Origin of the sequence: Burkholderia sp. AU38729, assembly GCF_020419725.1 — a bacterium.
Taxonomy (GTDB): domain Bacteria; phylum Pseudomonadota; class Gammaproteobacteria; order Burkholderiales; family Burkholderiaceae; genus Burkholderia.
In genome coordinates this window covers 268,387-290,587 of sequence record NZ_JAIZQO010000008.1, presented here as the reverse complement: position 1 = coordinate 290,587, position 22,201 = coordinate 268,387, and the positions used below count along the sequence as shown (strand labels likewise).

Genomic DNA, 22,201 nt, shown 5'->3' with positions numbered 1-22,201 from the left:
CCGAGCGGGCGCCGTCGAATTTCAGTGGCAGTGGCCGTGCGACGCGTTCGCCGCCGGCATCGGGGCATCGCGCTCGACGCCCGCCGCCTTCAGTTTGTCGAAATAGTCGCGCCACAGCGCGTCCTGCTGCGTGGCCAGCTCGTACAGCAGGTCCCACGAGTAGATACCGGTCGAATGGCCGTCGGAGAACGTCGGCTGCAGCGCGTAGTGGCCGACGCCCTCGAGCGCGGTGATCGTCACTTCGCGCTTGCCCGTCTGCAGCGTCTCCTGGCCGGGCCCGTGGCCGCGCACCTCGGCCGACGGCGAATACACGCGCATCAGCTCGAACGGAATCCGGAAACTGTCGCCGTTCGGGTACTGCAATTCGAGCACGCGCGATACCGCGTGCACGACGACGCCGGACGGAATCGGCGTCGTGGAAGTCAAACCGCTCATGGCTGCCTCGAATCGGTCATGCGTTGAATTTCCTCGCGCACCGCATTGTGCAGCAGCGAGGCCTGCGCTGCGCGCGAGCGCAGCAGCGCCTCGGACACGCTGCGCTGGCGCGGCGCCCATACGGGCTGCGGGAAGTGTGCGTCGTTGGAAAAGCGCGGGATCACGTGCCAGTGCACGTGCGGCACCATGTTGCCGAGGCTCGCGAGATTCACCTTGTTCGGCTGCATCACGCGGCGCACGGCCCGCTCGACCGCGTAGACCACGCGCATCAGATGTGCCCGCTCCGGTTCGCCGAGATCGGAGAATTCGGCCACGTGCGCGCCCCAGATTACCCGGCAGAAGCCCGGGTAGTCGTGCTCGCCCGTCGCGAGGACGACACGCACCGCATCGTCCTGCCAGAGCACTTCGCCGCCGTCTTCACGGCAAAACACGCATTCCATCGTCGCTCCCATGTGGACGGGCGCCGGCATTGCTGCGCCGGCGCCCGCTCATTCCTGGCCCGGTCGGGCGGTCGTCATGCCCGCATTAGACCAGCACGCGCTCGATCCCGCCATTGTTCGCACGTGCGACATAATCGGCCATCCAGTTCTCGCCGAGCACCTGGCGCGCGATTTCGACCACGATGTAGTCGGCTTCGAGGTTCGCGTCCTCGCTGTAGCGCGACAGGCCCTGCAGGCACGACGGGCAGCTCGTCAGGATCTTCACGTCCGGGCCGTTCGCGGCCGCGGCGGCCGACCCGGGCGCGTTGCCGGCCACGACCGGGATGCTGCGCAGCTTCGCGGCCCCCTTGCGGATCTCCTCTTCCTTGCGGAAGCGGACCTGCGTCGAAATGTCCGGGCGCGTGACCGCGAGCGTGCCCGATTCGCCGCAGCAGCGATCGTTCTTCTCGATCTTGTAGCCGTCCTTCTCGGCGCCCATCAGCTCGTTGACGAGCTTCACCGGGTCCATCGTCTTGATCGGCGTGTGGCACGGGTCGTGATACATGTAGCGCGTGCCCGTCACGCCATCGAGCTTCATCCCCTTCTCGAGCAGGAACTCGTGGATGTCGATGATCCGGCAGCCCGGGAAGATCTTGTCGAATTCGTAGCCGGCGAGCTGGTCATAGCAGGTGCCGCACGACACGACCACCGTCTTGATGTCGAGGTAGTTCAGCGTGTTCGCGACCCGGTGGAACAGCACGCGGTTGTCGGTGACGATCTTCTCGGCCTTGTCGTACTGGCCCGAGCCGCGCTGCGGATAGCCGCAGCACAGGTAGCCCGGCGGCAACACCGTCTGCACGCCGGCTTCCCACAGCATCGCCTGCGTGGCCAGCCCGACCTGCGAGAACAGGCGCTCGGAGCCGCAGCCCGGGAAGTAGAACACCGCTTCCGAATCGACGGTGGTCGACTTCGGATTGCGGATGATCGGCACGATCTTGTTGTCCTCGATGTCGAGCAGCGCGCGCGCCGTCTTCTTCGGCAGGTTGCCCGGCATCTTCTTGTTGACGAAGTGGATCACCTGCTCGACCACGGGCGGCTTGCCGACCGTCGCCGGCGGGTGCTGCGTCTGCTTCGTCACGACCTTCTTCAGCATGTCGTTCGCGAAGCGCTGCACCTTGTAGCCGGCGCCCATCATCACGCTGCGCGCGACGTTGATCGTCTGCGGATTGGTCGCGTTCAGGAAGAACATGCCCGCCGCATTGCCGGCGTTGAACTTCTTCTTGCCCATCTTGCGCAACAGGTTGCGCATGTTCATCGTGACGTCGCCGAAGTCGATCTTCACCGGGCACGGCGTCGCGCACTTGTGGCACACCGTGCAGTGGTCGGCCACGTCGTTGAACTCGTCCCAGTGCTTGATCGACACGCCGCGGCGGGTCTGCTCCTCGTACAGGAACGCCTCGACCAGCAGCGAGGTTGCGAGGATCTTGTTGCGCGGGCTGTACAGCAGGTTCGCGCGCGGCACGTGCGTCGCGCACACCGGCTTGCACTTGCCGCAGCGCAGGCAGTCCTTCACCGAATCGGCGATCGCGCCGATGTCGGACTGCTTCATGATCAGCGACTCGTACCCCATCAGCCCGAAGCTCGGCGTATACGCGTTGCGCAGATCGGCGCCTTCGAGCAGCTTGCCTTTGTTGAAGCGGCCGTTCGGGTCGACGCGCTGCTTGTACGCGCGGAATTCGGCGATCTCGTCGTCGGTCAGGAACTCGAGCTTCGTGATGCCGATGCCGTGCTCGCCGGAAATCACGCCGTCGAGCGAACGCGCGAGCGTCATGATGCGTGCGACCGCCGCGTGGGCGTCCTGCAGCATCTCGTAGTTGTCGGAGTTGACCGGCAGGTTGGTGTGGACGTTGCCGTCGCCCGCGTGCATGTGCAGCGCGACGAACACGCGGCCGCGCAGCACCTGCTTGTGGATCGCCTGCGCCTCGTCGAGGATCTGCTTGAACGCGCCGCCGTTGAAGATCGCGCGTAGTTCGGCGCGGATCTCCTGCTTCCACGATATGCGGACCGTGCGGTCCTGCGTGATGTGGAACACGGTCGCGCCCGGCTGATCGTCCGCGCGATCGGCGAACTTCTCGGCAAGCGCCTCGTAGCCGAGCTGCACAAGATAGTGCTGCGCCTCGCGCAGAGGCTGGTCGAGCCGGTCGCGCACGAATTCCCAGCGGGCACGCACGCGCTTGAGCAGTTCCAGCGCCTGCTGGACCCGATCTTCGAGCAGTTCGGCGCTCGGGATCTCGTTCGCGTCGTCGGTCTTGCCGAGCGGCAGGTTGCCGGCGCGGAAAAACGCTTCCAGCGCATCGACGAGCTGCAGCTTGTTCTTCAGCGACAGCTCGATGTTGATCCGCTCGATGCCGTCGGTGTACTCGCCCATCCGGTTCAGCGGGATCACGACGTCTTCGTTGATCTTGAACGCGTTCGTGTGCTTCGCGATCGCGGCCGTGCGGCTGCGGTCGAGCCAGAAACGCTTGCGCGCCTCCGCGCTGACCGCGACGAAGCCTTCGCCGCTCTTGCCGTTCGCCATCCGGATCACTTCGGACGTGGCGTGCGCGACCGCATCGGCATCGTCGCCGACGATGTCGCCGATCAGCACCATCTTGGGGAAGGCATTGCGCTTGCTCTTGGTCGCGTAGCCGACCGCGCGCAGGTAGCGCTCGTCGAGGTGCTCGAGGCCCGCGAGGATCGCGCCGCCCTGCTTCGACGTTTCGAACAGGTAATCCTTGATCTCGACGATGCTCGGGATCGCCTCGCGCGCCTGGCCGAAGAATTCGAGGCAGACGGTGCGCGTGTGCGCGGGCATCTTGTGCAGCACCCAGCGCGCGGACGTGATGAGCCCGTCGCAGCCTTCCTTCTGCACGCCCGGCAGGCCGGCGAGGAACTTGTCGGTCACGTCCTTGCCGAGCCCTTCCTTGCGGAACCGGCGGCCTTCGATCTCGAGCATCTCGCTCTTCAGCAGCTTCTCGCCCGGCGCGTAGGCGCCGTCGAACCACTTCAGCTCGAAACGCGCGACCGCGATGTCGTGGATCTTGCCCTGGTTGTGCTCGTGGCGCGTGACTTCGAGCCAGTTGCCGTCCGGATCGACCATCCGCCACCAGGCCAGGTTGTCGAGCGCGGTGCCCCACAGCACGGCTTTCTTGCCGCCCGCGTTCATCGCGACGTTGCCGCCGATGCACGATGCGTCGAGCGAGGTCGGATCGACCGCGAACACGTAGCCGGCCGCTTCCGCCGCCTCGGTCACGCGGCGCGTGACGACGCCCGCGCCGGAGAAGATCGTCGGCACCTTGTGCGCGACACCCGGCAGCTCGGTCAGCTCGACCGCGCCGAGTTGTTCGAGCTTTTCGGTGTTGATGACGGCGGAGAACGGCGTGAGCGGCACCGCGCCGCCCGTGTAGCCAGTGCCGCCGCCACGCGGGATCACGGTCAGGCCGAGCTCGAAGCAGGCCTTGATGAGGCCGGCGATCTCGGCTTCGCTATCGGGGGTCAGCACGACGAACGGGTATTCGACACGCCAGTCGGTCGCGTCGGTCACGTGCGACACGCGCGACAGCCCGTCGAAACGGATGTTGTCCTTCTGCGTGCAGCGGCCGAGCGCTTTCGTTGCGCGGCGGCGCAGGTCGGCCATCTTCTCGAATTCGTCGGCGAACTCGTTGACCGCCCGCTGCGCGGCGGTTTCGAGCATCTCGACGCGCGACGCACGTTCGCGGCCCGCGTCGTCGCGGTGCTCGGTGAGGTCCGCGCTGCGGCGCTTGCCGATTTCGGTGAGGCGGTGGTTCAGCGCCTCGATCAGCAGCGCGCGGCGCTTCGGGTTGTCGAGCAGGTCGTCCTGCAGGTACGGGTTGCGGCGCACGACCCAGATGTCGCCGAGCACTTCATACAGCATCCGTGCCGAGCGGCCCGTACGGCGCTCGGCGCGCAGTTCGTCGAGCACCGACCACGCCTCTTCGCCGAGCAGGCGGATCACGATCTCGCGATCCGAGAAGGACGTGTAGTTGTAGGGAATCTCGCGCAATCGGGGCGCGGGGTCGGCGGCGACGGCGGCGGCCGCGCCATGCGGATCGAAAACTTGTGGTGCGTTCATGTTCGGACGACTCGGAGGGCCGATACACCGTGCACGGGCGTCGGCAAGCGCGTAGGCGCAATCTTGGGGAAATCTGTTCTGTTACCAGGCGCGCGGCTGTCCTTCATGGGGCCGGAGCAGGCGACTCGCCCCTCCTGGCCGGCGACAGGGCCTGGCGGCACTCGGAACGATCAGCACGATCGCGCGCGGCGCGCATGCCGTTCGGCCGCGGGGCTGGCTGCGCGCGGCGTCGGCTTCAACGGTGCGATCCGAGGGTGCCTCTGCATCTTCCGATCCTTGATTCAAAACGGAATTCTAACCCATGATCGGGCCACGCGTGACACGTCGGACAGGTCGTGGGGCTATCCCCGCGAGCCGCGCCAGGCCTGGCTCGGCGCGATTTCGCGCGATCATTCGCCGTCCGTCCGGTCGGTAACCGTGCGGTTAAGCCGGTAAAAAAGGCCGCGCGCGCGCCGACGCCCCGCCTGCACGGCCCCGCGAGCACCGGCTCGGCATGCCGCTTGCGTGCAGGCAGACCCTTGGCGCTATCATTGATCCTTTACCGTCTGCTTTCCGCACTGCACGCGAGCGCCCATGGCATCCCACGATTACCTGAAGAAAATCCTCACCGCGCGCGTCTACGACGTCGCGATCGAGACGGAACTCGAATCCGCCCGCAACCTGTCGGCCCGCCTGCGCAACGCCGTCTACCTGAAGCGCGAGGACAACCAGCCGGTGTTCTCGTTCAAGCTGCGCGGCGCGTACAACAAGATGGCGCACATTCCGGCGGAAGCACTCGCGCGCGGCGTGATTACGGCGTCGGCCGGCAATCACGCGCAGGGTGTCGCGTTCTCGGCGGCCCGAATGGGCGTCAAGGCCGTGATCGTCGTGCCCGTCACGACGCCGCAGGTGAAGGTCGATGCGGTGCGTGCGCACGGTGGCCCGAGCGTCGAGGTGATCCAGGCCGGCGAGTCTTATAGCGACGCGTATGCACACGCGGTCAAGGTGCAGGAAGAGCGCGGCCTCACGTTCGTCCACCCGTTCGACGATCCGTACGTGATCGCCGGTCAGGGCACGATCGCGATGGAAATCCTGCGCCAGCACCAGGGCCCGATCCACGCGATCTTCGTGCCGATCGGCGGCGGCGGGCTCGCGTCCGGCGTCGCGGCCTACGTGAAGGCGGTGCGCCCGGAGATCAAGGTGATCGGCGTGCAGGCCGAGGATTCGTGCGCGATGGCGCAGTCGCTGGAAGCCGGCAAGCGTGTCGAGCTGAGCGAGGTCGGCCTGTTCGCGGACGGCACCGCCGTGAAGCTGGTCGGCGAGGAAACCTTCCGGCTCTGCAGCGAATACCTCGACGGCGTCGTGACGGTGAACACCGACGCACTGTGCGCGGCGATCAAGGACGTATTCCAAGATACGCGCAGCGTGCTCGAGCCGTCCGGCGCGCTCGCGGTCGCGGGCGCGAAGCTCTACGCGGAACGTGAAGGCATCGAGAACCAGACGCTCGTCGCGGTCACGTCCGGCGCGAACATGAACTTCGACCGGATGCGCTTCGTCGCCGAGCGTGCGGAAGTGGGTGAAGCGCGCGAAGCCGTGTTCGCGGTCACGATCCCCGAGGAGCGCGGCAGCTTCAAGCGCTTCTGCTCGCTCGTCGGCGACCGCAACGTCACCGAGTTCAACTACCGGATCGCCGATGCGCAGGCCGCGCACATCTTCGTCGGCGTGCAGATCAAGCGCCGCGGCGAATCGGCCGAGATCGCAGCGAACTTCGAATCGCATGGCTTCAAGAGCGTCGACCTGACGCACGACGAGCTGTCGAAGGAACACATCCGCTACATGGTGGGCGGCCGCTCGCCGCTCGCGCTCGACGAGCGCCTGTTCCGCTTCGAATTCCCGGAGCGCCCGGGCGCGCTGATGAAGTTCCTGTCGTCGATGGCGCCGGACTGGAACATCAGCCTGTTCCACTACCGCAACCAGGGCGCGGACTACAGCTCGATCCTCGTGGGGCTGCAGGTGCCGCAGGCCGATCGCGCCGAATTCGAACGCTTCCTCGCGGCACTCGGCTATCCGTATGTCGAGGAGAGCGCCAACCCGGCTTACCGCCTCTTCCTGTCGTAAAGGCGTCACGCATGAATCCCGAACATTCCCCGCTCGGCAAGGCCACCGTCTACGCCGCCCAGTACGACGCGTCGCTGCTGTTCCCGATCCCGCGCGCCGGCGCGCGCGAGCAGCTCGGCATCACGTCGGCGCTGCCGTTCTTCGGCACCGACATCTGGAACGCCTACGAGCTGTCGTGGCTCAACGCGCGCGGCAAGCCGCAGATCGCGGTGGCGACGTTCTACGTGCCGGCCGAATCGCCTAACATCGTCGAATCGAAGTCGTTCAAGCTGTATCTCGGCTCGTTCGCGCAGACGAAGTTCGATTCGATCGACGCAGTGCGCGACGTGCTGAAGCGCGACGTGTCGGCCGCGTGCGGCGCGACCGTCTCCGTGCAGCTCGTGTCGCCGCACGATTTCGGCAAGCTCGAGATGGACGAGCTCGACGGGCTGTCGCTCGACCGGCTCGACCTCGACACCGACGTGTACGAACCCGATCCGTCGCTGCTGTCGGCCGCTGAAGACGAAGCGCCGGTCGAGGAAACGCTCGTGTCCGACCTGCTGCGCTCGAACTGCCCCGTCACCGGCCAGCCCGACTGGGGCAGCGTGCAGATCCACTACGTCGGGCCGCAGATCGACCACGCGGGCCTGCTGCGCTACATCATCTCGTTCCGCAACCACACGGGCTTTCACGAGCAGTGCGTCGAGCGGATCTTCCTCGACATCCTGCACGCATGCAAACCGGTGAAGCTCGCGGTGTATGCGCGCTATACGCGCCGCGGCGGGCTCGACATCAATCCGTTCCGCACCAACTACAACCAGCCGATGCCGGATAACGCGCGTAATGCGCGGCAGTAACGGCGGCGGGCGGCCGCCGCGGTTCGAAGTTGGCGACGCGCGGTGACCACCCCAGACAAAAACAGCCCGGCCGGGCTGTTTTTCATTGTGTAGAGGCGCGCGGACAGCCCTCATCCACTCGCCGGCCGCTCCGGAAGAATCTCCACCAGGCGCAACAAGTAGCCGTCGGGATCCTGCACAAGCATCTCGATCTGGCCATGCTCGATCTCGTCCTCCCGATACCAGGACGTGCGCGGCTCGACGAACAACGTCACGCCCGCGGCATGAATCCTGTCGAGGATGGGATCGAGCGCATCGACCTCGATCTGAAAGTTGATCCCGCGCCCGAGCGGAGGCTCCAGCGGGCCGGTCAGCCAGCTCTCCGGGCTGTACTGCTCGAGCATCAACTGCGCGCCCCCGATCTCGAGATAGGCGAAACCGTCTTCCGGACGCTCGAAGCGGATCCGGAATCCGAGCACGTCACGATAGAAGCGAACGCTTCCGGCAAGGTCCGAGCAGATCAGCTCCGGCACCAGCGCAGCCCATTCCATGCATGTCCTCCCCATAAGGTCATGCGGCACATTACATGAACGGACGGGATGCGTTGCGGCGGTTGTGACCTCGGAGGCGCCATCGGCCAGTCGACCGGTGCCCTGCACATGAAAAACGGGCCCGGCGCACGTGAATGCGCCGGGCCCGTTGCGTAGCGGCTCGCCGTGGCGGCGTTACTTCGCCGGCGCCTTGTACGCGATGCAGTCGACCTCGACCTTGCAGTCGATGACCATGCTCGACTGCACGCACGCGCGTGCCGGCGGATGCTCGCCGAAGTACGAAATGAACACCTTGTTGAACGACGCGAAATCGCGCGCATCGTCGAGCCACACGCCGCAGCGCACGACGTGCTCGAGGCCGTAACCGGCTTCCTTCAGGATCGCGATCACGTTTTCGATCGTCTGCTTCGACTGCGTGACGATGCCGCCTTCGACAACCTCGCCGTTCACCATCGGCGTCTGGCCCGACACGTACAGCCAGCCGTCGGCCTCGACCGCGCGTGCGAACGGCATCACCTGGCCGCCCGTGCCCTTCGCTTCGCCTACGCCATATCGCTTCATCGTTTCTCTCCTTGTTTGTCGGCCGGAGCCGGCGCTTCAGCGCCTGCTCCGGCCCCATGCAACGCACGGTTACGGATGCGCGCACCGACGACGGCGCGCGCGGCAGATCGGACAACCACCGCGTTCAGAACGCGGCGTCGGCACTCGCCGGCACGCGCTCGCCGCGCGCGACGAAGCCGCCGGCGCGCTCGCCGGTCGGCTGGCCGTTTTCATAAGTGAGCACGCCGTTCACCCACACGGCGTCGATCCCGTGCGCGGGCTGCTGCGGCTTCTCGAACGTCGCGGCATCGATCACGCTCGCCGGGTCGAACAGCACGAGATCCGCGTGGTAGCCCACATGCACCTCGCCACGCCGCGCGATCCCGTAGCGGCGCGCGGACAGCGACGTCATCTTGCGGATCGCCTCCTCGAGCGGCAGCAGGTTCGTGTCGCGCACGTAGTGGCCGAGCACGCGCGGGAACGCGCCCCACAGCCGCGGATGCGGCAGCGGATCGTTCGGCAGGCCGTCGGAGCCGACCATCGTCGCGGGATGCGACAGGATCCGGCGCACGTCGTCCTCGGACATGTTGTGGTACACGGCGCCCGCCGGGCGGATGCGCTGCGCGGCCTCCTGCTCGGTCACACCCCACTCGGCCGCGATCGCCTTCAGCAGCTTGCCCGCCACTTCCGGGTGCGGCTCCGACCACGTGATCGTGATGTCGATGTCGCCCGTCACCTGCTTCAGGTCGAGCGTCGACGAGCTGCGGCTATACGGATAGCAGTCGCAGCCGACCGGCTGGTAGCGGCGCGCGCCTTCGAGCGACGCGAGCACCTCGGTGCTGCGGCCCCAGTTCGACGGGCCCGCGCACTTCAGGTGCGAGATCACGACCGGCACGCGCGCATGGCGGCCGACCTGGTACGCCTCTTCCATCGCATCGAGGATCGCGTCGAACTCGGTGCGCATGTGCGTGGTGTACAGCGCGCCCGCATTCGCGAGCGGCTCGGCGAGCGCCATCACCTCTTCGGCCGGCGCCGCGAACGCGGAACCGTACGCGAGGCCCGACGACAGGCCGAGCGCACCGTTCGCGAGCGCCTCCTCGAGCTGCGCGCGCATGCCGACGATCTCGCCGTCGGTCGCCGCGCGGTCGAGGCGGTCCATCTGGTTGTTGCGCAGCGCCGTGTGGCCGACGAGCGCCGCGACGTTTACGGCCGGACGCGCGTCGTTCACGGCCGCGACGTAGTCGGCGAAGGTCGGGTACTGGAACGCGCCGCGCTCGCCGAGGAGGTTCATCGGATCGGGCGGATCGCCCGCGAGCGTCACCGGCGACGCGCTGATCCCGCAGTTGCCGACGATCACGGTCGTCACGCCCTGCGAGATCTTCGGGATCATCTCCGGTGCGCGGATCACGTGCGTGTCGTCGTGCGTGTGCACGTCGACGAAGCCCGGCGCGAGCGCGCGGCCGTTCGCATCGACGACATTTTCGGCCAGCCAGTTCGACAGGTTGCCGATCGCCGCGATCATGCCGTTGCGGATCGCGACGTCGCGCGTGACGGGCGGCGCGCCGGTACCGTCGTAAAGCTGCGCGCCGACGATCAGCGTATCGGCGGCTTCGGGATGCGAATGCATGGTCAGTCTCCTACCGGTTGACGGTCTCCGCCGCCGCGATGCGCATCGAGCGCATGCTTGATGCGACGCAGCGATTCTCGGCCCGCATCGCCGAGCCGCAATGCGACTCCGGTGACGAGCACGTCGATCGCCATCATCATCGCGTAACGCGATGTCGACGGCTTGTAAATGAAATCGGTTTCGAACGCGACGACCGGGATCAGGTGGTCGGCCAGCTTCGCGAGCGGCGACGCCGGCGCGGTGATCGCGATCAGCTTCGCGCCGTAGCGCTTCGCGAGCCGGCAGCTTTCGAGCAGCTCGGGCACGCGCCCGCTCACCGACAGCGCGACGACGACGGTGTCGCGCGACAGCGTCGCGGCCACCATCCGCTGCAGCACGCTGTCCTGGTAGCTCGCGACCGGCCGGCCGAAGCGCACGAGCCGGAAGCGCAGCTCGTCGGCGAGCGCGGTCGAGCCGCCGCCCTGGCCGTACACGTAGGTCATCTTCGCGGCGGCGAGCAGGTCGGCGGCTGCGTCGAACGACGTGTTGCGCAGCAACTGATGGTTGTGCGCGAGCGCGACGCGGATCTCGTCGTAGACCATCGACGCGGGGCTCGCGTCGTCGGCCGGCGTGTCGTCGGACGGCACCAGAAAACGCTGGCCGACGGCCGCCGCCTGCGCGACGAGCACCTTCAGTTCGCGCACGTCGCGGCAGCCGACCGCCTTCGCGAAACGCGTGACCGTCGCGACGCTGACCTCCGCGTCGCGTGCCAGCGCGCCGATGCTGGCATGCGCGGCGCGCGCCAGGTCGGCGAGGATGAACGCGGCGACCTTGCGCTCGGCTTCGCGCAGCTCGGGCGCACATTCGGCGATCCGCGCGACGATGTCGAGCACCGGCGGAGCGGCCGGCGCCGGATGAAGCTCGGCTGCGAGCGGGGCGGACGGGGTGGCGGGCGTATTCATCTGCAAAAAGGGGGCGAAGCTCGAGGGTGCGAGGCTCGATGTTACTAAATAACATCACCGCGCCGATGCTACTTTCTGTACCATCGGCGTGTCAACTTCAGTGCAATGCATAGTGATGATGGAGCGGGATGACATGAAAGTTACAAACTATCAGGAAGCGACGATCGATCCGTTCGGCAAGGGCCTCGGCAATCTGCCCAGCGCGAGCGTGCCGCTCGGCGACGCAGGCCGCCTCGAGTGGAACCTGCTTGAGGAAGACGTCAGCCTGCCGGCCGCCGTGCTTTACGAGGATCGCATCGAACACAACCTGAACTGGATGCAGGCCTTCGTCCAGAAGTACGGCGTCAAGTTCGCGCCGCACGGCAAGACGACGATGGCGCCGCAACTGTTCCGCCGCCAGCTCGACGCCGGCGCGTGGGGCATCACGCTCGCGACCGCGCACCAGACGCAGGCCGCGTATCACGGCGGCGTGCGCCGCGTGCTGCTCGCGAACCAGCTGGTCGGCCGCCAGAACATGACGATCATCGCCGGGCTGTTGTCCGATCCCGATTTCGAATTCTTCTGCCTCGTCGATTCGGCGGAGAGCGTCGACCAGCTCGGCCGCTTCTTCGGTGCGCTGAAGAAGCCGCTGAACGTGCTGCTCGAGCTCGGCGTGCCGGGCGGCCGCGCGGGCGTGCGCGACGCCGCGCAACGCGAGGCCGTGCTCGCCGCGATCGCGCGCTATCCGGACACGCTGAAGCTGGCCGGTATCGAACTCTACGAAGGCGTGCTGAAGGAAGAAGGCGAGATCCGCACGTTCCTGCAGGAAGCGGTCGCGCTCACGCGCGAGCTGGCCGAAGCCGGCCGCTTCGCGCGTACGCCGGCGATCCTGTCCGGCGCCGGTTCGGCGTGGTACGACGTGGTCGCGGAGGAATTCGCGAAGGCGTCGAACGCTGGCTTCGCGGAAGTCGTGCTGCGTCCAGGCTGCTACCTGACGCACGATGTCGGCATCTACAAGAAGGCGCAGACCGACGTGTTCGCGCGCAACCCGATCGCACGCACGATGGGCGAAGGGCTGCTGCCCGCGCTGCAACTGTGGGCCTACGTGCAGTCGGTGCCGGAGGCGGACCGCGCGATCGTCGCGCTCGGCAAGCGCGACGCGGCGTTCGACGCGGGGCTGCCGGAGCCGGCGCGCCACTTCCGCCCGGGCCGCGACACCGCGCCGCGCGACGTCGCCGCCACCGAAGGCTGGGCCGTCACCGGGATGATGGACCAGCACGCGTACCTGCAGATCCCGCCGGGCGCGGACGTGAAAGTGGGCGACATGGTCGCGTTCGACATCTCGCACCCGTGCCTGACGTTCGACAAGTGGCGCCAGGTGCTGGTGCTCGATCCGCAGTTCAGCGTGACGGAAGTCGTCGAAACCTTCTTCTGACGCCCGTCGCGCACAACGTGCACCACCGCCCCGCCGCTCGCGCGGGGCGGCCGTCACGCGCGCTTCAAGCGGCCGGAGTACACTGCGCTTTCGTCCTCGGGGCCCCACGCGGGCGTGGCACTTGCCTGTCGCGCGGGCCCTCAATGCAGCTCCACTGGAGAAAGCCATGGCCGCGAAGAAGATCCTGTTCCTGACCGGCGATTTTGCCGAAGACTACGAAACGATGGTGCCGTTCCAGGCGCTGCAGGCCGTCGGCCACCACGTCGATGCAGTCTGCCCGGGCAAGCGCGCGGGCGACAAGATCAAGACCGCGATCCACGATTTCGAGGGCGACCAGACCTACACCGAGAAGCCCGGCCACCAGTTCACGCTGAACGCGGCGTTCGACGACGTCGACGCATCGCGCTACGACGCGCTCGCGATCGCGGGCGGCCGCGCGCCCGAATACCTGCGACTCGATCCGAAGGTGATCTCGCTCGTGCGCGAGTTCGCCGAAGCCGGCAAGCCGATCGCCGCGATCTGCCACGCGGCGCAACTGCTCGCGGCCGCCGACGTGATTCGCGGCAAGCGCATCTCGGCCTACCCGGCCTGCGCGCCCGAGGTGAAGCTCGCCGGCGGCGAATACGCGGACATCCCGGTCGATGCGGCCGTGACCGACGCGCCGTTCGTCACCGCGCCCGCGTGGCCCGCGCATCCGGCGTGGCTCGCACAGTTCCTCGCGCTGCTGGGCACGCGCATCGAGCTTTGAACCCGCTTCTGAGCGTAAGTGAATTGAGATGAGATGAAGGGCCGGGCCGGCGGCGGATGCGCGCCGCCCTGCCCGCCCTGCCCGCGCTTCAGCGCGCGGCCGGCGTCGAGCCGACGTCCGCGATCCGCGACTCCAGCATCGCCAGCGCGCCCGACAGCGCAGTCAGCACGTCGTCCGGCAATTGCGCCATCGTCTGTTCGAGAAACGCCTTGCGGCGCGGCAGGCACGCGTCGAACGCGGCGCGGCCGTCGTCCGTCAGCGTCACGTTGGTCACGCGATTGTCGCGTGCGTCGGATTCGCGCTGGATCCAGCCGAGCGCGTCGAGCGACTTCAACTGGCGCGTGAGCGCGCCGGGATCGACGCGCAGCACTTCGACGAGCTTCTTCTGCGACGAATGCCCGCCCATCGTGTGCAACGCGACCATGATGCGCCAGCGCGGCATCGGTTGCCCGACGTGCGCCTCGAACGCGGTCATGAATGCGCGATACGTGCGTCCGAATTGCTGCAAGATCGCGACGCGGTCCTGTTCTTCCATGCGCTCAGTTCTACTCGTTCAATCGTTCAGTCGGCCGCGACATGCGGTTCGATCTTGTGCCGCAGCGCGATCGGCGGCACGCGGCGGCACTGCCACACCGACACCACGGCGACGACCGCCGCCATCGCGACGCCCAGGTGAATCGCGCCGACGAGCGATTCGCGGGCCGCTTCCAGCAGCAGCGCGCCATTATGCCCGGCGCGCGTCAGCTCCGCGACGAGACCGCCCTGCGCGGCCCGATCGATCAGGATCTGCGGATCGGCGAGCTGCGCATGCCATTGCATCGCATGGTCGGCCGACAGCGCATTGCGCACGCCGCTCGAATACATCTGGTTGACGAGCGTGCCGGTGAGCGCGGTGCCGACCATCCCGCCGACCATCCGCAGCGACTGCAGCAACGCCGTGGCGATACCGAGATGCTCGCGGCCGGCCGTCTGCTGCGCGAAGACGGTGAGGTTCGGCAGCACGAAGCCGAGCCCGATGCCGCCCGCGACCATCAGCGCCATCAGCAGCCACTTCGGCGTCGTGTGGGTCGACACGACGATGCCCGCGCAGGTGATCGCGAACAGCACGAAGCCGACATGCAGCATCGCGTTCGGGTTGCGGATGCGCGTGACGACCCGGCCGTTCATGATGCTGCCGATCGTGATGAACACGACGAGCGGCGTGATCACGAGCCCCGCCTCCTTCGGCGACATCCCGAACCCGCCCTGGAACAGCAGCGGCGCGTAGAACAGCAACGAGAACATCGAGAAACCGGCGAGGATCGCCAGCACGAAGAGTGCCGACAGCGCGCGGTTGCCGAACATGTCGAACGGCAAGATCGGCTGCGCGCAACGCTTCTCCCAGTGCCACAGGCCGAAACCGGCCGCGACCGCGACGACGAGCAGCAGCGACGCCCAGCTCGCGACGCCGTACTTCGGCAGCCATTCGACGAACAGCTGCAGCGCGCCGAGCGACAGCGCGATCAGCAGCGCGCCCGGCCAGTCGAGCCGCATCTTGCGATCGTGCTCGACGTGGCGCAGGTGCGGCAGGTAGCGCCACACGAACAGCAGCGACAGCAGGCCGACCGGCAGGTTCACGTAGAACACCGAACGCCAGCCGAACGACTGGGTCAGCACGCCGCCGAGCGACGGGCCGACCGCGTTCGCGATGCCGAACGCGGAGCTCATCAGCACCTGCCAGCGCAGCCGCACGACGGAATCGGGGAACAGGTCGGGAATGCACGCGAACGCGGTGCCGACCAACATCCCGCCGCCGATCCCCTGCAGCCCGCGCGCGAGCACGAGCATCAGCATGTCGTTCGCCATCCCGCACAGCACGGACGCACCGGTGAACACGACGATCGACGCGATGACGAACGGCTTGCGGCCGTAATAGTCGCCGAGCCGGCCGAAGATCGGCACCGTGATCACGGAACTGAGCAGGTACGAGGTCGCGACCCATGCGTACAGGTCGAAACCGCGAAGCTCGGCGACGATGGTCGGCAACGCGGTGCCGACGACGGTCTGGTCGAGTGCGACCAGCATGGTGACAAATGAGATCCCGATCATCGCCAGCAGCGATTCGCGGAACGGCAGGACTTGCCCGCTCGAATGGTGGGCGGCAGTATGGACGGCCATTTTTTGTTGGCGCAACTTTTGACGAGTCAAACAATCTCAAAATTCTAGCATGCCGGAGTAATCTAGGCTGGCGACGGTCAAACCGAACCAGACCGCCAAGGAGAAAGATGGAACCGATTTCAATCACCCCCGCGACCACGCTGTCCCAGGAGGATCGGGACGCGCTGTGGCGCGCGAAGCAGGTGCTGGAAAGCCCGTCGCTGACGATGAAGCTGACGGGCATGCTCGGCGCGCCGGTCGAGAAAATGATCGCCCGGCTGCCGGATTTCGCGACCGGCAAGATCAACGACGCGACGCAGCTCGCGCTGCGCAAGTGCCTGAACATCGCACTGCGCACGCTCGGCAAGCCGCCCGGGCCCGACGCCGAGCCCGACAAGCCGAGCAACCTGCTGCACAAGCTCGCGGTGGCGACGACCGGCGCGGCGGGCGGCGCGTTCGGCTTTCTCGCGCTGCCGGTCGAGCTGCCGGTGACGACGACGCTGATCTTCCGCTCGGTGTGCGACATCGCGCGCAGCGAGGGCGAAGACCTGAGCTCGGTCGATACGCAGTTGCAATGCCTGGCCGTGCTCGGCATGGGCGGCAACCCGGACAAGCAGGAAGAGGACGCCGATCTCGGCTATTTCGTGCTGCGCGGCGCGCTCGCGCAGGCGATCTCGAAGGCGTCGTCCGACATCACGACGAAGGGCATCGCCGCGCACAGCTCGGCGGCCGTGTTCAAGCTCGTGCAGACGGTGGCGTCGCGCTTTTCGGTGCAGGTGACCGAGCAGATGGCCGCGAAGTCGATTCCGGCGATCGGCGCCGTGCTCGGCGCGACCGTCAATACACTGTTCATCGACCACTTCCAGCAGATGGCGCACGGCCACTTCACCGTGCGCCGGCTCGAGCGCAAGTACGGCTCGGTGGCCGTCAAGGCCGCCTATCAGGCGATCGACGCCTCGCCGGCACGCTGAACCGCACGCTCGACCGCGACGCGGCGCAGGAACGCGGCCGCGCGGTCGAGCGCGTCACGTGCTTCCGGCACCATCGGCGCGTACAGCTGCCACACGTGCGGCATGTCGGGCCACACCTCGATCTCCACCGCGACCCCGGCCGCCTTCGCCTTCTCGGCGACGCGGCGTGAATCGTCGAGCAGCACCTCGGTGCTGCCGACCTGGATATACAGCGGCGGCAGGCCCGCGAAATCCGCATAGAGCGGCGATGCGTACGGATTCGTGCCCGGCTCGTCGCCCAGGTACAGCTTCGCGGCCTTCGGCAGCGCCGCGCCCGCGAACATCGGATCGGCGCCGTCGTTCGTGCGCAGCGTCGCGCCGGTGGCGGCGAGGTCGGTCCACGGCGAGAACAGGATCGCGCCGGCCGGCAGCGGCTCGCCGCGGTCGCGCAGCGCGACGAGCGTCGCAAGCGCGAGGCCGCCGCCCGCCGAATCGCCGCCGAGCACGATCGACTCGGGCGGCGTGCCGAGCGCCAGCAGTTGCCGGTACGCGGCCAGCGCATCGTCGAGCGCGGCCGGGAAGCGGTGCTCGGGCGCCAGCCGGTAGTCGAGCGAGAACGAGCGCACGCCCGCGCGCTTCGTCAGGCCGAACACGAGCGGACGGTGGGTCTTCGTCGAACAGAAGTAATAGCCGCCGCCGTGGAAGTACAGCAGCGTGCGGCCGGGGCCGCGGCCCGCAACCGAGTCGGTGCGTTCGAGCCATTCGCCGCGCAGCGGCGCGTCACCCGGGCCATAGCACTGGCGCAGCCGGTAGCCCGACGGCGCACGGCGCGGCACATACATTCTCAAGTCGGTAAAGCGCCGTGCGCGAGCGGGATCGAGTACCTCACGCGTGGTCTCGGGACGGAACTGCCAGCGCAGCAGCCAGCAGGCGAACTTGCTTTGCCAACTCATCGGGCGCACTCCGTAATCACAGTGTGACGATGGTACGTGCGATCGCTCCCGCACCGCTCGACAGGTGCCTCTACATTAAACGCCGGCGCTCAGTTCGCCGGCATCACCTGGCCGCGGATCTCGCCGGCCGGGTGCTCCTTCGTATGGACGTTGAAATACCATTTGCCGCCCATCAGGTCGGTGACTTGCGCGTCGGTGAGTTCCTTCGAGCCCTTGATCGGGCTCGCGAGCTCCTCCTTCGGAATCGGCACCTGCACGCCCGCGTTCTGGCCGACCGGCGCCGGCCCGTGGAAGTGCGCGGCGGTGGCCGGCCCCGTGAGGTGTTCGTAAGTGACCTTCCACTGCAGCATGTGCGTGGCCGTGTCGTAGGTGGCTTCGACGTCGCCCGAGCCCTTGGTCGCCGTGGGCGGCACCTCACTCGACGGCTGGAGATTGGCGGACAGGCGCACCGTTTCGGCGGCGGCGCTGCCGGCGGCGAGCACGCCCGCGAGTAACGCGACCTGGAGCAAACGCAGCTTGAGCATGGACTCTCCTTGTACGACGTTGTACGCCGCCCGAGCGGGGGCGCCAGATAGGATGGTAGTCGATCGCCGCCGGTCCGGGAGTCCACCGAACGGCCATGCAGCGAATCGCCGCACCGCGCCCGGCCGACCCGCTCACGCGACGCACGGCGCATCAGTCTGCATCAACCTGGAATGGACCTTTGCAGCCAGGTGACTGAATCGGTGCGTAGCCTTTCGCTACACTTCGTCTCACAGTTGCTTGTTTCCTTCGTCCGAAGGAGTCTGCGAGTATTCACGCGGCCGCCCGGCCGCGTTTTTTTTGCGCACGCCAACGTCGGATCCGGTTCACCCCGTATCACGCATGACGATGCGAGCGCACCGCTTCACGTCACGCGCGATAGCCCGGATCGATGCGATCGACGATCCGCTGCAGCGCGTCGAACGCGTCCTGCCCCGCGCCATGCTTCGGATCGAAATTCAGCGAATCACGCACGCACCCTTCGAGCACCGGCGGCGCGATCGGCAGCGCGTCGCCGATCGCATGCGTGGCGACCTGCACCTCACATGCACGATTGAGCAGCCACATCAGCGAGAACGTCTGCGCGAGCGTCGCGCCGATCGTCACGGGCCCATGGTTGCGCAACAGCAGCACCGGCCGCCCGCCGGCGCTCTCGACGATGCGCCGCCCCTCCTCGAGATGCACGGTGATGCCCTCGAAGTCGTGATACGCGATCTTCCCGTACAGCTGCGCCGAATAGAAATTGGAGAACGACAGCCCGTCGCGCGAACAGCACACGGCCATCGTCGGCGTCGTGTGCACGTGCATCACGCAGTGCGCATCGGGCAGCGCCGCATGGATCGCGCTGTGGAACGTGAAGCCGGCCGGGTTGATCGGCCAGTCGGAATGACCGATCACGTTGCCGTCGATGTCGATCTTCACGAGGTTCGACGCGCACACCTCGCGGTAATGGAGCCCGAACGGGTTGATCAGGAAATGACCGTCCTCGCCCGGCACGCGCAGCGAGATATGGTTGTAGATCAGCTCGGTCCAGCCGAGGTGATCGAAGATGCGGTAGGCGGCCGCGAGCTGCACCCGCGCTTGCCATTCGGCTTCGGAGAAACGGGCGGGACGCGTGAACGGCTGGTTCGGGACACGTTGCATGGGGGAACTCCGGTTGCGGGTGTGCGCGGCACGCGTGGCGCAGCCGCCCGGCGGCGCCGTCGCGCACGCCACATTAGTTGCGCACACAACCATATCACGCTTCCCCGAGCACCGGAAACGCGGGTTTAGCCGGAGCGCTTCCGTCCCCTTAAAGCTGGTCGTCCACCGGCAGCAGCATGAACATGCCGGTCATCACGTTGCGCAGCAGCCCCGCGTGCGGATCGACGTGATAGGTGGTCGGCTGGCCGTTGTCGATGCCCGTCCATTCGAGTTCGGGCGACCCGCCGCCCGCCGGCGTGACGAGGCTCACGCGGTAGCTTTCATCCGGCCGGGTCACGCGCGCGAAGATCGTCGCGACCTGCTGCGCGAGCGCCGGGCTGTGGATCACGAGCGCCAGTTCGGTGTTCAGGTGCGCGGAACGCGGATCGAGGTTCATCGAGCCGATCACGAGGATCTTCCGGTCGATCACGTACGCCTTCGCATGCAGGCTCGCCCGCGAGCGCGACCCGAACAGGCGCGCGCGCGGCTGGCCCGGCTGCGCCTTGAACTCGTACAGCTCGACGCCGTGCCGCAGCAACGGCACGCGATACGGACCGTAGCCGGCCTGCACGGCGACCGCGTCGGTCGCGGCGAGCGAATTCGTCAGGATCGCGACGCGCACGCCGCGCGCGGTCGCGTCGCCGAGGATCTTCACGCCCGCGTCGTGCGGCACGAAATACGGCGAGAACGCGAGAAATTCCTGCTGCGCGCCGCGCGTGAGGTCCACCAGGCGCTGCATCGGCGGGCTCACGTACGCGTCGGTCGGCCGCGCGACCTTGTCGGGCGCGTCGACCTTGAACTCGGCCGGCGCCCAGACAAGCGCGAGCTCGTCGCGTGAGATCTGCTGCGCGAGCGGCGACGCGTTCAGCGGCTTCGCGTTGTATGGATCGGCGTTCGTGCGCCAGTGGGCGCGCAGCTCGTCGCGCGTCGCGTCGAGGTCCTTCGGATCGAACGACTGGTGATTCAGCACGCGCAGCGGATAGCTGCTCGCGCTCGACCAGTACGCGTCGAAGCTCGCCGAGACGTCGTTCGTCACGGGGCCGGCGGCCAGCACGTCGAGATCGCGGAACTGCAGCGTCGGGCTCGCGTTGAAGTATTCGTCGCCGAGATTGCGGCCGCCGACGATCGCGATCTGGTTGTCCGCGATCATCGCCTTGTTGTGCATCCGGCGCGTGAAGCTGTCGATGCGCGTGAAGAAATTGGCCGTGCGCTCGACCATGCCCTGCTGCGACGCGCCGAACGGGTTGAACACACGGATCTCGATGTTCGGGTGCGTGTTCAGCGCGGCCATGATGCGATCGATGTCGCGGAAATTCAGGTCGTCGACCAGCATCCGCACGCGCACACCGCGATCGGCCGCGTACAGCGCCGCGGCGAGCAGCAGCTTGCCGGTCGTGTCCTCGGTCGCGATGTAGTACTGCATGTCGAGCGTCTTCGTCGCGGCGCGCGCGAGCGCGATGCGCATCTGCAGCGCCTCGGCACCTTCCGGCAGCAGCCGGAAACCGGACTGGCCCGGATGCGCGGCCTCGGGCGCGGCCAGCGCGTCGCGCAGCGGCGTCGCGGTATCGGGCGGCAACGCGTGGGAGACCGGGCGCTCGAGCGTGGTGGCGGGCGGATGCGTCGCGCAGGCGGCGACGAGCGACAACAGCACACCGACGACCAGCGCGCGGGCCTGGCGGCAGGCGGCGCGCCACGACAGCGCGGCCGGTGCGCGCCGGATCAAAGAGGTAAACACGGAAACTTCCTCGACTGGCGGAACCAAAGTCCCGCATGCGCCGCGGCGCGCGGCTGGCGCGCGGTTCCGGCCGATTCTAGTGGGCGCCCGATGAACCGGTCAATCGCGCGGGGCGCCGCCGGCAACTTCGGGCCACGGACGGCCGCCCGCCCGCCGGGCACCGATGCCCCGCCGCTCCGGAGTCGCCCGCCGGACGGGCCACGGACCAAAGCGGCCCAACCAATTTCATGCGCCATCGCCGCTGCGCTCGAAATGGCTGCGCACATAGTCGATATGCGTCTGCATCGCGGTGCGCGCCTCCTCGGGCCGTTGCGCGCAGATCGCGTCGCACACGACGCGGTGCTGCAGCAACAGCAGCTCGGACGCCTGCTCGTCGTGCGTCGTCATGCCCGCCACGTTGATCGAGATGTGCTCGCGCAGCATCCCGATCACGCTGGTATGCAGGTGCAGGAACATCGTGTTGTGCGACGCGAGCGCAATCGCCTCGTGCAGCTTCGCGTCGGTCGCGGCTTCGACGGCCGCGGCGCCGTTCGCGTGCGCGGTTTCGAGCTCGCGCAGCAGCGCACGGATCCGGCGCCGGTCGTTCGCATCGGCGCGCAGCGCGGCGAAATAGGCGGTCGCGCCTTCGAGCACGCGGCGGAACTCGAGGATGTCGTCGCGCAGCGCCGGATGATCGGCGACCAGCTGGCCCCACGGCGACGCGATACCGGCACGCAACTGGTCCGTCACGTAGACGCCCGCGCCGCGCCGGCTCTGCAGCAGCCCGCGCGCGACGAGCCGCTGGGTCGCCTCGCGCACCGTATTGCGCGCCACGCCGTACTCCTGCGCGAGCACGCGCTCGGCCGGCAGGCGCGCGCCGGCCGGCCAGGTGCCGTCGAGCAGCGCCGTCTCGATCTTGCGCATCACCACTTCGGTCCGGCCCCGTGCCGTCATCGCTGCCATCGTCGCGTCTCCCCGCGGAATGCCTGCCGCGCCGATTGGCCCAACCAATTTGAGCTGCGGCG

Annotated in this window: 19 protein-coding genes; 5 read left to right on the top strand and 14 right to left on the bottom strand. The window is 67.7% G+C overall.

What is annotated here, in order from left to right:
* Positions 1 to 21: 21 nt before the first annotated feature.
* The 3 genes from LGM56_RS22440 to LGM56_RS22430 form a co-directional block, all read right to left on the bottom strand.
* Positions 22 to 435 (bottom strand): gamma-butyrobetaine hydroxylase-like domain-containing protein, encoded by a 414-nt coding sequence (locus tag LGM56_RS22440; protein ID WP_089426307.1) that lies wholly within the window; start codon positions 433 to 435, stop codon positions 22 to 24.
* Entirely contained in the window at positions 432 to 875 is a 444-nt protein-coding gene (locus tag LGM56_RS22435; protein ID WP_089426308.1) for an HIT family protein, read from the bottom strand. The genes LGM56_RS22440 and LGM56_RS22435 overlap by 4 nt, the downstream gene beginning before the upstream one ends.
* Positions 876 to 960: 85 nt before the next feature.
* The gene (locus LGM56_RS22430) at positions 961 to 4,986 is read right to left on the bottom strand and encodes a DUF3683 domain-containing protein (RefSeq protein WP_089495621.1); all 4,026 of its coding nucleotides are present in this window, start codon (positions 4,984 to 4,986) and stop codon (positions 961 to 963) included.
* Between the two features lie 573 nt (positions 4,987 to 5,559).
* Between LGM56_RS22430 and ilvA the strand changes: the two genes are divergently transcribed.
* Complete coding sequence (ilvA, locus tag LGM56_RS22425) at positions 5,560 to 7,083, top strand: threonine ammonia-lyase, biosynthetic (protein ID WP_089440998.1); 1,524 nt, start codon at positions 5,560 to 5,562, stop codon at positions 7,081 to 7,083.
* A gap of 11 nt (positions 7,084 to 7,094) precedes the next feature.
* The gene (gene queF, locus LGM56_RS22420; RefSeq protein ID WP_089426312.1) at positions 7,095 to 7,919 is read left to right on the top strand and encodes an NADPH-dependent 7-cyano-7-deazaguanine reductase QueF; all 825 of its coding nucleotides are present in this window, start codon (positions 7,095 to 7,097) and stop codon (positions 7,917 to 7,919) included.
* A gap of 110 nt (positions 7,920 to 8,029) precedes the next feature.
* On the opposite strand, the gene LGM56_RS22415 is transcribed toward queF, so the two are convergent.
* From LGM56_RS22415 to LGM56_RS22400, 4 genes are all read right to left on the bottom strand, one after another.
* A complete protein-coding gene (locus tag LGM56_RS22415) occupies positions 8,030 to 8,449 on the bottom strand; it encodes a bleomycin resistance protein (RefSeq protein WP_226206811.1) in 420 nt (139 codons plus the stop codon).
* Positions 8,450 to 8,623: 174 nt separating this feature from the next.
* Positions 8,624 to 9,010 (bottom strand): RidA family protein, encoded by a 387-nt coding sequence (locus LGM56_RS22410; RefSeq protein WP_011353171.1) that lies wholly within the window; start codon positions 9,008 to 9,010, stop codon positions 8,624 to 8,626.
* A gap of 124 nt (positions 9,011 to 9,134) precedes the next feature.
* Entirely contained in the window at positions 9,135 to 10,616 is a 1,482-nt protein-coding gene (locus LGM56_RS22405) for an N-acyl-D-amino-acid deacylase family protein (RefSeq protein WP_226206810.1), read from the bottom strand.
* A gap of 2 nt (positions 10,617 to 10,618) precedes the next feature.
* The gene (locus LGM56_RS22400; RefSeq protein ID WP_226206809.1) at positions 10,619 to 11,557 is read right to left on the bottom strand and encodes a MurR/RpiR family transcriptional regulator; all 939 of its coding nucleotides are present in this window, start codon (positions 11,555 to 11,557) and stop codon (positions 10,619 to 10,621) included.
* Positions 11,558 to 11,690: 133 nt separating this feature from the next.
* Between LGM56_RS22400 and LGM56_RS22395 the strand changes: the two genes are divergently transcribed.
* Positions 11,691 to 12,971, top strand: coding sequence for an amino acid deaminase (locus LGM56_RS22395; protein WP_226206808.1), 1,281 nt, complete (start codon positions 11,691 to 11,693; stop codon positions 12,969 to 12,971).
* Positions 12,972 to 13,137: 166 nt separating this feature from the next.
* Complete coding sequence (locus tag LGM56_RS22390; protein ID WP_021161332.1) at positions 13,138 to 13,719, top strand: DJ-1/PfpI family protein; 582 nt, start codon at positions 13,138 to 13,140, stop codon at positions 13,717 to 13,719.
* 88 nt (positions 13,720 to 13,807) lie between these two features.
* Here LGM56_RS22390 and LGM56_RS22385 read toward each other — a convergent pair whose 3' ends face one another.
* Together LGM56_RS22385 and LGM56_RS22380 are read right to left on the bottom strand one after the other, a co-directional pair.
* Positions 13,808 to 14,254: a MarR family winged helix-turn-helix transcriptional regulator gene (locus LGM56_RS22385; protein WP_089426316.1), complete on the bottom strand. Its 447-nt coding sequence runs from the start codon at positions 14,252 to 14,254 to the stop codon at positions 13,808 to 13,810.
* A gap of 26 nt (positions 14,255 to 14,280) precedes the next feature.
* Entirely contained in the window at positions 14,281 to 15,876 is a 1,596-nt protein-coding gene (locus LGM56_RS22380) for an MDR family MFS transporter (RefSeq protein ID WP_089495629.1), read from the bottom strand.
* A gap of 107 nt (positions 15,877 to 15,983) precedes the next feature.
* Here LGM56_RS22380 and LGM56_RS22375 point away from each other — a divergent pair, with 107 nt between their 5' ends.
* On the top strand, positions 15,984 to 16,826 hold the full coding sequence (locus LGM56_RS22375; protein WP_089495630.1) for an EcsC family protein: 843 nt from the start codon (positions 15,984 to 15,986) through the stop codon (positions 16,824 to 16,826).
* Here the strand turns inward: LGM56_RS22375 and LGM56_RS22370 are convergent.
* The 5 genes from LGM56_RS22370 to LGM56_RS22350 all read right to left on the bottom strand — a co-directional run bounded on the left by LGM56_RS22370 (position 16,796) and on the right by LGM56_RS22350 (position 22,139).
* The gene (locus LGM56_RS22370) at positions 16,796 to 17,758 is read right to left on the bottom strand and encodes an alpha/beta hydrolase (protein ID WP_226206807.1); all 963 of its coding nucleotides are present in this window, start codon (positions 17,756 to 17,758) and stop codon (positions 16,796 to 16,798) included. The two genes, LGM56_RS22375 and LGM56_RS22370, sit on opposite strands and share 31 nt — an antisense overlap.
* 89 nt (positions 17,759 to 17,847) lie before the next feature.
* Positions 17,848 to 18,282: a CHRD domain-containing protein gene (locus tag LGM56_RS22365; protein ID WP_046544429.1), complete on the bottom strand. Its 435-nt coding sequence runs from the start codon at positions 18,280 to 18,282 to the stop codon at positions 17,848 to 17,850.
* 367 nt (positions 18,283 to 18,649) lie between these two features.
* The gene (locus LGM56_RS22360; protein ID WP_006497398.1) at positions 18,650 to 19,423 is read right to left on the bottom strand and encodes a class II aldolase/adducin family protein; all 774 of its coding nucleotides are present in this window, start codon (positions 19,421 to 19,423) and stop codon (positions 18,650 to 18,652) included.
* Between the two features lie 148 nt (positions 19,424 to 19,571).
* Positions 19,572 to 21,197, bottom strand: coding sequence for a phospholipase D family protein (locus LGM56_RS22355; RefSeq protein ID WP_413226794.1), 1,626 nt, complete (start codon positions 21,195 to 21,197; stop codon positions 19,572 to 19,574).
* A 225-nt stretch (positions 21,198 to 21,422) separates the two neighbouring features.
* The gene (locus LGM56_RS22350; RefSeq protein ID WP_069248848.1) at positions 21,423 to 22,139 is read right to left on the bottom strand and encodes a FadR/GntR family transcriptional regulator; all 717 of its coding nucleotides are present in this window, start codon (positions 22,137 to 22,139) and stop codon (positions 21,423 to 21,425) included.
* Positions 22,140 to 22,201: the final 62 nt, after the last annotated feature.